The organism is Stenotrophomonas sp. YJH_SMC_91 (assembly GCF_059368495.1).
The window spans coordinates 121,441-136,066 of sequence record NZ_JCAFRT010000008.1 but is presented as its reverse complement, the minus strand read 5'-3'; the positions used below and the strand labels follow the sequence as shown (position 1 = coordinate 136,066).

Sequence of the window (14,626 nt, the reverse complement as noted above, 5' to 3'; positions counted from 1 at the left end):
ATGAGTCCGGTTGGCGATTCGCGGCATGCGCCGCTCCATCAACCCCGAGGAAAACGTCATGGCACAGCATGACTACAGCAGAAAGGAAGTCCTGGACATCGTCGAGCAGGTCGCCCGGCAGAAAGGCCTTCCGGTCGATGACTTCATGCGCTTCGCGCACATCGAGACCGGCGGCACCTTCAACGAGCGCGCCCACAATACCTCGTCCGGCGCCAAGGGCCTGTTCCAGTTCGTGCCCGGCTCCGCGCGCCAGTACCACCTGACCGGCCACGAGTTCGACCCGACCCGCAACACCGAAGCGGCCGCAAAGATGTACCAGGACAACCTGGACTCGATGGCACGCCGCAACGAGCGCACCGGCCACCCGTACCTGTCCGGAGGCCGTACGCCGACCGGCCTGGACCTGTACCTGGCCCACCAGCAGGGCAGCGCCGGCTATGGCTCGGTGCAGACCGCGATTGCCACCGGCACCTTCGGCGTGGTCCGCAACGGCCACGGCGAAGAGATCAACATGCGCCGCAACGTGCTGAACCAGATCGGTTCCGACGCGAAGGCGCTGACCGGCCACACCCTGGCCGAGATGCGCGGCATGAACGATGGCGACCTGGCGCGGACGTTCTCCAGCTACTACATCCACAAGTACGCGGCGATCAGCATTCCGGAAAAGAACATCGAACCGCAGGCGGTGGCGCCGGGCCAAAGCCAGGCCCCGGCCGCGCCTGCACAGGCCAGCGCAGCCGTGGCGGCGGGTGCAGCCACGCTGGCGGCAACCGCAACGGCGGCTGCCACACCGAAACCGGGCATCGAACTGCAGGCCGCCTACGAGGCCGGCGTGAAGTACGACCACGTGAAGTACGCGATCAACATTCCGGGTCACGCGCTGTACGTACCGGGCAAGACCGGCAAGAACGTGGAGCAGGGTTACATCGACTGTTCCGGCTGGGTCGGCACGCTGCAGAACCGCACCATGGACGAGATCAACCAGAAGGCCGGGCATGCGGTCTTCAGCAAGGCCGATCGCATCGACCTGGGCAACCTGGGTTCCGGCGGCATCGTGCGCAAGGCATTCGACCAGTCCGGCGTGCTGCTGGACCGCGACGCGATCCTCAAGCCCGGTGCGCTGAAGGAAGGCATGATCATCGGCCTGGATACGGCCAGGACCCGCCACGAGCACTGGAACGGCATCGACCACATCGTGATGGTAGTGCGCGACCCCACCACCGACAAGCTGCTGATCAGCCAGTCCTCCGGCAGCAAGGGCGTGCACACCATGCCGGTCGAGGACTACCTCAAGCAGGTGAAGGACCACCCGAACTGGAAGCTGTACGCCTCCGATCCACTGTCCAAGGCGCGCGACCTGCTGGAAAACCGCACCCCGTCGCACGAGCAGGCCCAGGGCAAGCCTGCCGCCGAGCACAAGGCCGCTGCCACGCCGCACGCCGAACTGTACAAGCAGGGCGCGCACAGCGAAGGCGTGCGCAAAGTGCAGGAACAGCTGGGCCACCTGGGCTACGTCGGTGCCGACGGCAAGCCGCTGGTCGAGGATGGCCGCTTCGGCCGCAACACCGACGCGGCGGTGCGCCAGCTGCAGAAGGACAACGGCCTGGTGGCCGACGGCATTGTCGGGGCGAAGACGCTGGAGGCCATCAAGGAAGCCCGCGAGCGCCCGCTGCTGAACGACGAACGGCACCCGCGCAATCCGCTCTTCATCCAGGCCAGCAAGGGTCTGGAACTGTTGCCGGCCGGCACCTTCAAGGATCGCCACGCGCTGGAAAGCGCCGCCGCGGCCCTGACCAAGGAGGCGCATGCCGCCGGCCTGCAGCGCATCGACTCGGTGGTGCCCAGCCCGAACGGTGAACGCCTGTTTGCCGTGCAGGGCACGATCGGTGACCCGGCGGCCAGCCGCGTGGCGGTGGAGGCCCGAGCCGCCAGCGAGCAGAGCATCGCGCTCAGCAGCGGTGCCGTGCAGGGCGCGCCTAACGTGCTGCACCAGCAGCAGGACGCCCAGCAGGAACAGGCCCGGCAGGCACAGAAGGCGATGGGCGTCTAAGCCCGCAACGCCTTGGCAGAGAAGGGAGGGCCACGTCCGCGTGGCCTTTTCCCTTTCTGCCAGCTGAGCGGCCGAGGCCGCTTTCAGCCTTGCTTCATGCCGCCTGCCGCTAGATGAATGCGCAAGCCGCACGGTGGACGAGGCAATGTTCCGGCAATGTTGGAACGCCAGCGTGGACACCACGGCAGCCGGGGCGCCCCGCGCCCTCCCTGCCCAGCGTGGCATGCACCTCACAGGAGAACGAACATGCTCAGTACTTCCACACTCAGCTTCCGTGGTCTGGCGATGGCCCTGGCACTGGTGGCCGGTGTCGCCGTGGTCAGCGATGCCAGCGCGATGTCGAGGAAGGACAAGCGCACCCTGGTCGGCGCCGTGGTCGGTGGCGTGGCCGGCAACCTGCTCTCCAACGGTGATCCCGCTGCCACCGTCGGCGGCGCCGTGGCCGGCGGCGCGATCGGCAACCTGACCACCTCCGACCGCCGCGACCGTCGTTACTACGACAATCGCCGTTACGACGATCGCTACGATCGCCGTTACGACCGTGGCTACTACCGCAGCGGCTACTACGACCGCGGTGATGACCGTCGCTGGCAGCGCGAGCGCTACTACGACAACCGCTACTACCACGACCGCGGTCGCCATCGCGGCTGGTAAGCAGCGCGGCATCTCCCATGCCGATGCACGGACGGGCGGGTCGATGACCCGCCCGTTTGCGTTGGCCGCGTGCATGGCGTTGAATGCGCAGCCTTGGATGTGACTTTCCCCACTGGGGCTGCGGCATGACTTCTTCCTCCCACCGCGTGCAGGGCCTCAACAACGACGAGGTCGCTGCCGACTGGCCACCGATCAGCGCGGCGGACATCGCGTGGCTGCGCCAGCACTACCCGCAGCTGGACGAGCGCAGCCAACCGCACTGGCACAGCCCGCGGCCGCTGTCGGCTGCCGCCATCGTCAACGGCGCGAACGGCGCGGTGTTCGTCAAGCGCCATCACCACAGCGTGCGCAGTGCGGCCTGCCTGGAAGAAGAGCACCACTTCATCGCCCATCTCGCCGCAGCGGGCGTACCGGTGGTGAAGGTGCTGCCAGCGGCCGATGGCCACACGGCGGCCGAACATGGCGAATGGACGTTCGAGCTGCATGCGATCGGCGTCGGCGAGGACCTGTACCGCGACGCCGTGTCGTGGTCGCTGCTGACCGATGTCGCGCAGGCCCGCGAAGCCGGGCGCACACTCGCGCAGCTGCACCGGGCCGCCGCCAGCTACCACGCGCCCCAACGCAGCACCCATGTGCTGGTCGCGCGCGACGATCTGATCCGTGCCGACGATCCGATCGCGGCCATCAAGGCAGGGCTGCACGAGCGTCCCGGGCTGGCCCGCTATCTCGCGCGCATTCCATGGGAAGCGCAGCTGCAGCGCGATGTGCTGCCGTGGCATGCCGGCCTGGCCGAGCGCCTGCGCGATGAGCCACGATTGTGGGCGCACAACGACTGGCACGTTTCCAACCTGCTGTGGCGCGATGGGCAGATCAGTACCGTGCTGGATTTCGGCCTGGCCTCGCCCACCAGTGCGCTGTTCGACCTCGCCACGGCGATCGAGCGCAACGCGGTGGCGTGGCTGGAACTGGAGCGCGGCATGGAGGCGGTGCGCATCGATATCGCGCTGGCCCTGCTCGACGGCTACCGCCAGGTGCTGCCGCTGTCGGCGGCACGCGTGCACCTGCTGGCCGACCTGCTGCCGATGGTCCATTTCGACTTCGCACTGTCCGAAGTGGAGTACTTCGAAGGCGTCACCGGCTCGACCGCCAATGCCGACGTCGCGTGGCAGCCCTTCATGCTGGGGCATCCGGCGTGGTTCCACAGCGCGCCGGGACAGGCACTGCTGCAGGCGCTGCACGCGGCGGCGTGACCCGGTTGGCGCACCATTGGGGTCAGATCCCTTTCCTGCGGAAAGGGATCTGACCCCGCAGCCTGGACCCCGCAGCCTGAAGGACGCCGGCTCGCAAATCCGTACCATTTGTAGTGAAATGGTCACCTGAAGCGGGGGTGCCTGGATCTGCCAGGCTGAGAGAGTCCCTTGGAACCTGATCCGGTTTGCACCGGCGTAGGGAGCTTTGAGCCGCAGCCACACCCCCATCATGGGCCGGTGCACCTGCGCGCCGTCGCTTCGTCTCCCTTGTTGTCCGAAGACGAACCGAATGAACCGCTGCCTGCGCCCCACCCTGCTCTCCCTCGCCCTCTGCGCTGCGCTGCCACTGCACGCCAGCGAGGCCGATGCGTCCCCTGATGCGGCTACCACCGGCGCCGAGCGCTCGCCCACCGAACTGGCGGCGGTACGCGTGCAGGCCGGCAAACCGAAGGCCGATACCTCACGCGTGAACGCCTTCGGTGGCGGCAGCTGGAAGGACACGCCGGCCTCGGTGAACGTGCTTGAGCGCGATTACCTGGACCGTCGCCAGGTGCGTTCGCTGTCCGAGCTGGCCAGCAACGATGCCTCGCTGGGTGATGCGTATGCGCCGGTGGGTTACTACCAGAACGTCGCCATCCGTGGCTTTGCCCTGGACGCCGCCACCGGCTACCGCTTCAACGGCCTGTCCATCGCCGGCGAACAGCGCCTGGCGCTGGAGAACGTGCAGTCGGTGGAGATCCTCAAGGGTGAAGCCGGCCTGGCCGCAGGCGTGATGGCGCCCGGCGGCATCATCAACTACATCGGCAAGCGCCCGGCCGAAGTGCGCACTGCCACGCTCGGTACCGATTCGGAAGGCTCGCGCTACGTCGCCGTCGATGTCGGCCACTGGATCACCCCGCGTTTCGGCCTGCGCCTGAATGCCGCATGGGATTCCAGCAACTCCTATATCGAGCACGCCGACGGTCGCCGCAACTTCTACTCGCTGGCCGCCGACTGGCTCATTGGCGAGCGCGGCAAGCTGGAAGTGGATGCCAATTACCAGACCAGCTCGCAGCGTTCGGTGTCCGGCTACCAACTGCTGGGCGCACGCGACCTGCCGCGTGGCGTCGACCGCGAACACCTGCTGGGTTACCAGCCGTGGCAGCGCCCGGTGGATATCGCCAGCACCAACATCACCGCGCTGCATACCTACGACTTCAACGAGGCCTGGCAGTCGCGCATCTCGGTCGGCCACAGCCGTTCGGTGATCGATGACAACGTCGCCTTCGCCTACGGCTGCTACTACGCCGTGCTGTGCGCCGATGGCAGCGTGCCGGGCAACTACTTCGCGCCCAACGGCGACTATGACGTCTACGACTACCGCAGCCCGGACGACACCCGTCGCAACCAGCAGGCCCGTGCCGAGCTGCGTGGCCGCTTCGAGACCGGCAGCGTCGGCCATGAGCTGACCGTCGGTGCCGACTACTTCCGGCGCACCGTGGACAAGCGCCCGAGCGTCAACGAGTACGTCGGCACCACCAACATCCACGAAGCACCGGTGCCGGTATTCGCGCCGTCGCCGAAGATGCCGGGACCGTCCGCACGGCGCCTGGACAGCCGCCAGACCGCGTTCTTCGCGCTGGACCGGATCAGCTTCGGCGATGACTGGCAGTGGCTGGCCGGTGGCCGCTTCGTGCGCCTCGATGAGCGCGCCTACGACAAGCGTGGCACCCCGCAGCGGCACAGCCGCCTGTCGCGCTTCCTGCCGCAGACTGCGGTGGTGTGGAAGGCCACCGACCAGCTCAATGCCTATGCCAGCTACGTGCGCGGCATTTCGCTGGGCCAGGAAGCGCCGTTCTGGACCAGCAACGCCGACACCTTCCTGCCGTCGGTGCAGTCGCGGCAGCTGGAAGTGGGCGTGAAGTACGTGCCGGTCGAAGCGCTGACCCTGGGCGCGGCCGTGTTCCGCATTTCGCAGCCGTACCAGTACGCCAAGCCCGACAGCAGCGACGTCGGCTACACCTTCGTCGAGGAAGGCACGCAGACCCACACCGGCCTGGAGCTGACCGCCAACGGCCAGCTGACCGACGCACTGCAGATCGTGGCCAGCGCCAGCGTGCTGCAGGCGCGCGCGCGCGACACCGGCACCCCGGCCTATGAAGGCCATCAGCTGGTGAACGTGCCGAAGGTGCGCGCCAGCGTGCACCTGGCCTATGCGCTCCCGTTCGTGCAGGGCCTGGATGTGACCGGCGGCTGGCGCTATGCCGGTGCCAACGTGGCCCGCGCCGACGGCGGCGTACGCGCACCGGACCACTCGGTGTTCGATGCCGGCCTGCGTTTCCAGCATCGCCTGCACGAACGCGCGGTGACCTGGAACCTGTCGGTGGACAACGTGTTCAACCGCTTCTACTGGCGCGATACCGGCAGCAGCGGCGGTGACTACTACCTGTTCCCCGGCGCACCGCGACAGGCCCGCCTGTCGGTGACGTTCGCGCTGTGAGCGGCGTGATGCTCGAGTGGACCGCCGCACTGTGCAGCATCCTCGGCGTCTGGCTGATGGCCCGGCGCCGGCTGGCGGCGTGGCCGGTGGGCCTGCTGTCGGTGGCGCTGTATGGCCTGGTGTTCGCCGAGGCCAAGCTGTACTCGGACACCCTGCTGCAGATCGCCTTCGGTGGTTTCCTGGTCTATGGCTGGCTCAACTGGCGACAGCATGCCGCCGATGAGGGCAGCATCCGCATCGTGCCGCTGGCACGCGGCACGCTGCTGCGCGACCTGGCCATCGGCCTGTGCGGTGGCGTGGCGCTGGGTGCAGCCATGCACAGCTTCACCGACGCTGCCCTGCCGTGGTTGGATGCGCTGCTGACCGGTCTGAGCCTGGTCGGGCAATGGTGGCAGGCCCGCCGCCACGTGGCCTGCTGGTGGGTGTGGATCGCAGTGGACGTGGTCTATGTGGGTGCGTACCTGTTCAAGTCGCTGCACGTGACCGCCGCGCTGTACGTGTTCTTCCTCGGCCTGGCCGTGTTCGGCCTGCGCGCATGGAGCGCCGCCGCTCGCGAGCCACAGGTGGCAACGCAGTAGAGCCACGCCATGCGTGGCTGGGCTACCGGTAGTCGCCAACCTTGGTTGGCGTGCGTGCCGACCAAGGTCGGCATCTACCCAGAACATCCACGCATGGCGTGGATCTACTGGGTAAGCACCAAACCCAGCCGCAGCGGCTGGCGCATGTCGGCCGGTGGCGCGGCCTGCAGGGGTGCACTCTGCAGGGTCGCGCGCAGGTCGGCGTCGACCTGGGCATCGCCCAGGCTGTCGAATTCCAGCTTCGAGATGCGGCCATCCGCCGCGATCCACACGCTCACCGGTAGCGGCGTCGGTGCGTCCGGATGTGCCTGCAGCCATTCCAGCACGCGCTGCGCCTGCGGGTCCTGCTCCTGCTGCAGGCGCTGCTGCAGCTGCCCCCCCACGGCGGCGGCATAGGCCATCCAGTGTGCAGGAGCTTCCTGCGCGGAAACGCTGGCACTCCCCAGTGCCAACGCGCCGAACAACGCGGCCAGTGGCCGCCACCAGCGGCGTGCACCGGTTGTGTTCCTTGCCATCGCCATCGCCCGCCCCTGCGCTCTCATCCAACGGCTGATGGTCGGCGCGGTAGATGACAGGCAGATGGCGGCACAGTAGAGCCACGCCATGCGTGGCGTGGATCTACTGGAACAGAGCGGCCAGTAGCATGCGCAAGGACGAGAGCCGCGATCAGTCGCCCAGGTCGGCCAGCACCTTGCGCGAGGGCGCGAAGAAGGTCACGCCGGTGGTGGCGGTGGAGAAATCAAGGATGCGGTCATGCAGCGGTGCGGGATTGCCGATGAACATGCGCTCGAGCATCTTCTCGATCACCCACAGGCGGCGCGTGTAGCCGATGAAGTAGGTGCCGTACTCGCCGCGACCCGGGTTGGCGAACGGCATGTTGTCGCGCAGGATCTCGTGCTCGCCGTCGGCATCCTCGATGGTGCACAGCGTCTTGTGCGACTTCTGCGCATCGGCCGGCGCATCGTCCAGCTCGATGTTGTCGTGCTTGGTACGACCGATGATTGCTTCCTGCGCCTCGGTCTTCTGCGCGCGCCAGGCATCGAGGTTGTGCAGGTACTTCTGCACCACCACGTAACTGCCGCCGGCATGTTCCGGATCCTCTTCACCCACGATGGTGGCTTCCGGCAGTGACAGCCCTTCCGGGTTGGCGGTGCCGTCGACGAAATCGAGCAGGTCGCGGCCATCGAAATAGCGGAAGCCGGCCACGTCATCGACCGTCTCCACCGCATCGCCAAAGGCCATCAGCAGGTTGCGCTCGAACGCCACGATCAGATCCATCGTGCGTGCACGGATGTGGTACAGCAGGTCGCCCGGCGTGGACACGGCCGTGTGGGTCGCGCCCTTGATCTCGCGGAACGGCTGCAGCTCACGCGGTGGCGTGGTGCCCACCAGCGGCTTCCACACGCGGTGGCCGATGGCCACGTTGCAGGTGAAGGTGCGTTCGATCTCGCGGATGGCGGTGTTCTTGATCAGGTCGTCGGTGCTGGCCAGCACCTCGCGTGCCTTGGCGATCGACGCCTCGTCATCCTTCACCTTCAGCACCAGGAACGCCGCCGAATGGGTCAGTGGCGCGGTGATCTGCTGCGGCTCGTTGTCGAGCGTGTGATTGACGGCGGTGATCGGTGCGGGCTGGGAGTTCACGGCGGTTCCTGCTGGCTTGAGGCGGACGCATCGCGTGTGGCGATGTGCGGGCGATCATAGCGGAACCGCCTGACCGGGGACGGAGCGGTTCTCGTTCCGTCCACCGACGAAGCTACGAAGGCCTCAGTCCACATCACTCCAGACCGCCAGTTCGTAGCCATCCAGATCGCGGAAGTGGAAGCGGCGACCACCGGGGAAGGCGAACACCGCCTGCACCACCTCGCCACCGGCGGCCACTACGCGTTGCTGCGCATCGGCCAGGTCCGCGCAGTAGAGGATCACCAGCGGTCCTCCCTGGGCGCGCAACGGCGCGTCAGACACGAAGCCACCTTTCAGGCGGCCATCGTCGAACTCGGTGTAGGCCGGTCCATAGTCGGTGAAGCGCCAACCGAACACCTCGCCGTAGAAGCGCTTGCTGCGGGCGACGTCGGCGACGTTGAATTCGATGTTGTCGATGCGGCGTTCGGCATCGTGGGGTGCGGCAGGATTCATGGCGTGGCTCCGTGGTGGGAGCCCAGCATCGATCAATGCAGCACCGTGGTCTTGAACAAAACGGCCATCATTGCCCCCACTCCAGGCGCAGCTCGCTGGCGGTCATGCCCGCCAGTTCGCGCGCCTCGCGGCTGAGATGGGCCTGGTCGGCATAGCCGGCATCAGCAGCCAGCATCGCCAACGAATGCTGTGGCAGCGCGCGGCTCTGGCGCAGGAAACGTTGCAGCCGCAGGATCCGCTCCAGCGTCTTGGCGCCGTAGCCGAACTGCGACTGGCTGAAACGCCGCAGGCTGCGCGGGCTCAGGCCCAGGTGCGCCGCCAGCGTATCCAGCGTGGCGTGACCCGCGGCGAGCGCCTGGAACAGGACATGGGCGCGCTGCGCCGGCGTACCCAGCGCGGCCGCACCCATGTGCTGTTGCAGGCAGTGCGCCATTCGCTGCAGGCGCTGTGCAGGCGCGGTGTCGCCGATGGAGGCCGCCGCCTTGTTCGCCCACGCGCCCTTCAGGTCGGCCAGTGGCACGGCCTGGCCGATGATCCCGGCCAAGGGCAGGCCGAGCGCGGCCAATGCCTGGCCGGGACGGAAGCGTGTGCCCAGCACCTGCGCACCGGGTGCCAGCGCCGGGTGCGCGGCCACGCGGTCCGGGCCGACGACGAACAGCGCACCGTCGCGCCAGAGGATATCCACGCAGCCATCGGGCAATACGGTGATGTGCCCATCGGCATCGGCAGGAAGCTGGCTCTGCCACAGCTGGCCAAAGTGGCCGCGCAGCGGCGCAGGCGCCAGATGCTCCTGGTAGGTCGTGCCGGTGCCTGCAAGAGAGGAAGGGTCGCCCATGCCGCATTGTGGCGCCACGGGGCCCATAAAAGTGAAGCCCGGCGCGAGGCCGGGCTTCGGTTGGCGTGTGGGAGAGAGAGAGTCACACGCCAGCACAACACGCACTAACGACAGGCGTTTGTTACCAGGTGAAGCGCGGGCCCACGAACCACTCGCGGTCGCCGGCCTTGGCCAGCTTCACTTCGCCACTCAGGCCCCAGTTCTGGTTGAACTTGGCGGTGGCGCCGACACGGCCATAGAACTCGCCGTCCGGGTTGATGCCGTGCTTCTTGGTGTAGTCCTCGTAGCCGGCCATCACGTAGCCTTCCACGTACGGGTTGAACGCGGTGCGCACGCCAACTTCGGTCGAGTAGCCGTTGAAGTCCAGGCCATGCTTCATGTCGAACTTCTGGTACGCAACGCGAGCCACCAGGTCGGTGTTCGGTGCGATGCCGTAGTTGTAGCCGGCGCCGATGCGCCACTGGTCGACGTCATTCTTGAACTTGTCGGTCTCCTGCGCGCTGTAGTCGCCGAAGATGTGGAAGTTCGGGTGCACCGCCACGGAACCCTTCACCTTCCAGCCGTCGGCGTCGCCGCCCTTGGCATCGGTGTTCACGTAGCCGCCTTCAACGTAGTTGTACGACAGGCCATCGGTTGCCGATGCAGCGAACGGCAGAGCAGCCAGAAGACCCAGGGCAAGCAGCGAATTCTTGTTCATCGGGACACACCTTTAATTATTTTGGTTTCGTCGGCCGCCTCCCGGGAGGGGGAGAGAGAGGAGGCGGTCGACAGGTGTGAATTATCCGTTAGGGGGTCTAATCGACCCTGAATATTGAACTGACTGGTGTATAAATAAGGCTGGCGTTCAGGGAACTCCGCATTGCTGTGAAATGACCGTGCTCGCATGCACTCGCATCGGCGACCAGCCTCTCCACCCGCCGAGTAGACGCCAATCAACCAGACTTGCTCCAGCAAAGGAAATTGGGCGAATCGAAAGCACAACTGCTATGCAATTCATGGATCCAGCTCGCTCCCCTTGCGCCGGTAGGCACTGGATCTGTTCCTCGATGAGAGCCAATCTTCATGCCTCTCCTCGCATTTGGGACAACCTCTACGCCGGTAAAGCTCGGCCCAGGGTCCTCCGGCAGATCAGTACTCAGAAGTCCCAGACAGGGAAGCGCCCTAGAACCTGCGACAGCCCTTGAACTGCCTTCACCGGCAGACCCTGCCAATTCTCTACGTGTGGTCCCCGTCGGATAGAATCGCTATAGGCCCACAGGGGGGCCGTCCAGGGGATGGAGAATGGCCGAACCACAACGCTCCAATTTTGCGCATCTAGCTCGAGTTCAGGCAGATCTGGCTCAACTTGGCGGCCGAGCGGAGCGCTTTTTCAGCGAGGACCCTAATACCTGCCTGCTCAAACTGCGCCAGTTCGCTGAACTGCTGGCCCAGCAGGTTGCCGCTCGCGCTGGGCTTTATGTCCCGGAGGAAGACAATCAGGCAACCCTGCTTAGCCGTCTTCGGCAGAGGGGCTGGCTACCGCGCGAAGTGGCGGATCTGTTTCACTGGATTCGCAAAGCCGGCAACCAAGCCAACCACCAATTGAACGGTAGTCACGCCGAAGCCCTGCAGGGTCTCAAGATGGCGACCCAATTGGCCGTCTGGTTCCAACGCAGCTTTCATGACTCGGCTTTCAGAGGCAGCGCTTTCATCCCCCCTCCTGCGCCGGCGGAGGATGCTGCAGAACTCCACAAGCAGATGGCCGAACTGGAGATCAAACTCCGGCAATCCGATGCCGCGCTCAGGACCGAGGCGGAAAAATCGGAAGCCGTGGCCCGACAACTGGTACAGGCCAAAGCCGACGCCAAACTCTGGGAGGAGCTCGCCCAGTCCTTCACCAATGAAGCGGATGCCAGCAAGGCACAGCTAGCCGAACTCAGGGCGCTGCAGTCCCAGGCGGCCGGCCAGTCGGCCGCATTCATGACCCAACTGCAGCAGGTTGCCAATCAGGCGGCAAGCCGGCTCGACCTTGACGAAGCGGCCACCCGGGTGCTCATCGACCAGCAACTACGCGACGCTGGTTGGGAAACCGATTCCGAGGCGCTCAACTACCGCAGCCACCGCACCGTACCCGAATCGGGCCGGAACATGGCCATTGCCGAATGGCCTTGCGAGGGTGGTGACCGTGCTGACTACGCCTTGTTTATCGGCACGCGACTGGTCGCCGTGGTCGAGGCCAAGCGTGCCAGCAAGAATGTTTATGGCGACATCGAGCAAGCCAAGCGCTATGCCCGTGGCATCATCGGCGACGGCGGTGAGTGGCTCGATACTCAATGGCAGGGTAAGTACAAGCTGCCGTTCGTCTACGCCACCAATGGCCGCCCGTTCCAGCGCCAGTATCAGATGGCCAGCGGGGTGTGGTTCTGCGACCTGCGTCGGGTACAGAACACCAGTAAGCCGCTGGAAGGTTGGCATACGCCCACCGGTCTGACCGAGCTGCTCAAGCAGGACATCGACGCCGCGGCTGCAAAACTTGAAGCGACCCCGGTGGAATTCGAGTTCCCGCTTCGTCGCTACCAACGCGATGCCATCTTGGCCGTCGAGGCCGCGATAAAGGCTGGCCAGCAAGAACTGCTTGTGGCGATGGCTACCGGCACTGGCAAGACCAAGACCTGCATTGCGCTGGTGTACCGACTGCTCAAGGCGCAGCGGTTCCGCCGAATCCTTTTCCTGGTTGACCGCAGCGCCTTGGGCGAGCAGGCCGCCGACAGTTTCAAAGACACCCGCATTGAGAACTTGCAGTCCTTTGCCGACATCTTTGGCATCAAGGAAATTGACGAAGCACGGCCGGAGGCGGAAACGATGGTCCACATCTCCACCGTGCAGGGCATGGTCAAACGGGCTCTCAATAGTGAGAACGGCGGGATCCCAATCGACGCCTACGATTGCATCGTGGTTGACGAGTGCCACCGCGGTTATCTTCTCGACCGCGAGATGTCGCAGGCGGAGTCTGACTTCCGCGACCAGTCTGATTACATCTCCATGTACCGCCGCGTGCTGGACCATTTCGATGCGGTGAAGATTGGTTTGACGGCCACACCTGCTCTGCACACTACCGAGATCTTCGGCAAGCCGGTATTTGTGTATTCCTACCGGGAAGCAGTGCTGGATGGCTGGCTGATCGACCATGACCCCGCCACGGTCATCAAGACCGAGCTGAGCGACAGCGGCATCCATTACGCCAAAGGAGACGAGGTGCTGGTGCTCAACGCCCAGACCAAGGCGGTGGACAGCTACAGAACGCCCGACACTCTGAATTTCGACGTGAGCCAGTTCAATAAGAAGGTGCTGACAGAGTCCTTCAACCAGGTTGTGTGCGCGGAACTGACCCGGCATATCGACCCTTATGGGCCGGCCAAGACCCTGGTGTTCTGCGCGACCGATGAGCATGCCGATCTGCTTGTACGTCTGCTCAAGCAGGCTTACCAGGATGCCGGTTTCGATGAGGTTGGCGACGACACCATCGTGAAGATCACCGGCGCCTCGGACAAGCCGCTGTCGCTGATCAAGCACTATAAGAACGAGAATAATCCGACCATTGCCGTAACCGTGGACCTGCTGACCACCGGCATCGACGTGCCGGCCATCTGCAACTTGGTATTTCTGCGGCGGGTAAACAGCCGCATCCTGTACGAACAGATGCTGGGCCGTGCAACCCGCCGCTGCGATGACATCGGCAAGGACGTGTTCCGCATCTTCGACGCGGTGAACCTGTACAAGACCCTTGAACCCGTCAACAGCATGAAACCGGTGGTGGTGAACCCCGGCATTGACTTTACCCAGTTGATTGGCGAAGTCTCAGAGCATGCTGGCGAGGACATCGCCACTCAGGCCCGTGACCAAATGTTGGCCAAGTGGCAGCGCAAGAAGCGTCACCTGACCGAGGTGCAGGTGGCAGCGCTGGAATCCACTGGCACCAAGGTCGATGAATTCGGCAACTTCCTCAAGAGCAGCGACATCCATGCATTGGCCCAGTGGTTCAAGCACCATCCGGGGCTGGGCGAATTGCTGGACAAGGCACGGGAGTACCCGAGGGACCCGGTGGTGGTTTCTCAACACCCTGATCGGATTGCCGAGGTCAGCCCGGCGTACGGCAAGCCGGAAGACTATCTGGAGCGTTTTGCCCAGTTCATCAAGGAGAACGGCAACATGCTCCCGGCTTTGGTGGCCGTGGTGCAGCGCCCGCGTGACCTGACTCGCAAGGACTTGAAAGAGCTCGTCGCCGCACTGGAAGGCAACAACTTCGACGAAAAATCCCTTACCCACGCTTGGGCACAAGCCAAGAACCATGAGATTGCCGCCCGCGTGCTTGGCTTCGTGCGGCAGGCGGCACTGGGCGAGGCCCTGGTGCCTTGGGAACAGCGTGTGGACAATGCGGTGCAATCGCTGATCGCAAAGCGTGGCCTCAACCCAAACCAGCAGAACTGGCTGAAGAAGATCGCCGCGCAGATCAAGGCCAACATCGTGCTCGACGAGCAATCCATCAACGAGGGCCCGCTGCGCGAACAGGGTGGGTTCCGCCGCCTCAACCAACTATTCGAAGGCCAGCTCAACGAGCTACTGGCCGATATGAGTGAAGCCATATGGCTGCACGCAGCCAATCAGTAA

11 protein-coding genes and 1 riboswitch are annotated in these 14,626 nt (G+C 65.1%); of the genes, 6 read left to right on the top strand and 5 right to left on the bottom strand.

The window, feature by feature from the left end:
* Window positions 1-58 precede the first annotated feature (58 nt).
* The 5 genes from AC5P5X_RS12035 to pnuC all read left to right on the top strand — a co-directional run bounded on the left by AC5P5X_RS12035 (window position 59) and on the right by pnuC (window position 7,011).
* Window positions 59-2,050 (top strand): peptidoglycan-binding protein, encoded by a 1,992-nt coding sequence (locus AC5P5X_RS12035; protein ID WP_111189292.1) that lies wholly within the window; start codon window positions 59-61, stop codon window positions 2,048-2,050.
* 246 nt (window positions 2,051-2,296) lie between these two features.
* Window positions 2,297-2,704 (top strand): glycine zipper 2TM domain-containing protein, encoded by a 408-nt coding sequence (locus tag AC5P5X_RS12030; protein ID WP_014645533.1) that lies wholly within the window; start codon window positions 2,297-2,299, stop codon window positions 2,702-2,704.
* A gap of 125 nt (window positions 2,705-2,829) precedes the next feature.
* Entirely contained in the window at window positions 2,830-3,954 is a 1,125-nt protein-coding gene (locus AC5P5X_RS12025) for a phosphotransferase enzyme family protein (RefSeq protein ID WP_111189272.1), read from the top strand.
* 123 nt (window positions 3,955-4,077) lie between these two features.
* Window positions 4,078-4,173: riboswitch (TPP riboswitch) on the top strand.
* Between the two features lie 70 nt (window positions 4,174-4,243).
* The gene (locus AC5P5X_RS12020; RefSeq protein WP_111189273.1) at window positions 4,244-6,433 is read left to right on the top strand and encodes a TonB-dependent receptor; all 2,190 of its coding nucleotides are present in this window, start codon (window positions 4,244-4,246) and stop codon (window positions 6,431-6,433) included.
* Between the two features lie 8 nt (window positions 6,434-6,441).
* Window positions 6,442-7,011, top strand: a complete 570-nt coding sequence (gene pnuC, locus AC5P5X_RS12015) for a nicotinamide riboside transporter PnuC (RefSeq protein ID WP_005411885.1) — start codon at window positions 6,442-6,444, stop codon at window positions 7,009-7,011.
* Window positions 7,012-7,115: 104 nt separating this feature from the next.
* Here the strand turns inward: pnuC and AC5P5X_RS12010 are convergent, their stop codons facing one another.
* The 5 genes from AC5P5X_RS12010 to AC5P5X_RS11990 all read right to left on the bottom strand — a co-directional run bounded on the left by AC5P5X_RS12010 (window position 7,116) and on the right by AC5P5X_RS11990 (window position 10,676).
* A complete protein-coding gene (locus AC5P5X_RS12010; protein ID WP_005407613.1) occupies window positions 7,116-7,532 on the bottom strand; it encodes a hypothetical protein in 417 nt (138 codons plus the stop codon).
* Window positions 7,533-7,677: 145 nt separating this feature from the next.
* Window positions 7,678-8,652 (bottom strand): Dyp-type peroxidase, encoded by a 975-nt coding sequence (locus AC5P5X_RS12005; RefSeq protein ID WP_024957753.1) that lies wholly within the window; start codon window positions 8,650-8,652, stop codon window positions 7,678-7,680.
* 123 nt (window positions 8,653-8,775) lie between these two features.
* On the bottom strand, window positions 8,776-9,144 hold the full coding sequence (locus tag AC5P5X_RS12000) for a VOC family protein (protein WP_099472756.1): 369 nt from the start codon (window positions 9,142-9,144) through the stop codon (window positions 8,776-8,778).
* A 67-nt stretch (window positions 9,145-9,211) separates the two neighbouring features.
* Window positions 9,212-9,979: a helix-turn-helix transcriptional regulator gene (locus AC5P5X_RS11995; protein ID WP_111189274.1), complete on the bottom strand. Its 768-nt coding sequence runs from the start codon at window positions 9,977-9,979 to the stop codon at window positions 9,212-9,214.
* A 121-nt stretch (window positions 9,980-10,100) separates the two neighbouring features.
* Window positions 10,101-10,676 carry an OmpO family porin gene (locus AC5P5X_RS11990; RefSeq protein WP_005411880.1) on the bottom strand — a complete coding sequence of 192 codons (576 nt, stop codon included), beginning with the start codon at window positions 10,674-10,676 and terminating at the stop codon, window positions 10,101-10,103.
* A gap of 584 nt (window positions 10,677-11,260) precedes the next feature.
* On the opposite strand from AC5P5X_RS11990, the gene hsdR reads away from it, so the two are divergent.
* Window positions 11,261-14,626: a type I restriction-modification system endonuclease gene (gene hsdR, locus AC5P5X_RS11985; protein WP_043034954.1), complete on the top strand. Its 3,366-nt coding sequence runs from the start codon at window positions 11,261-11,263 to the stop codon at window positions 14,624-14,626.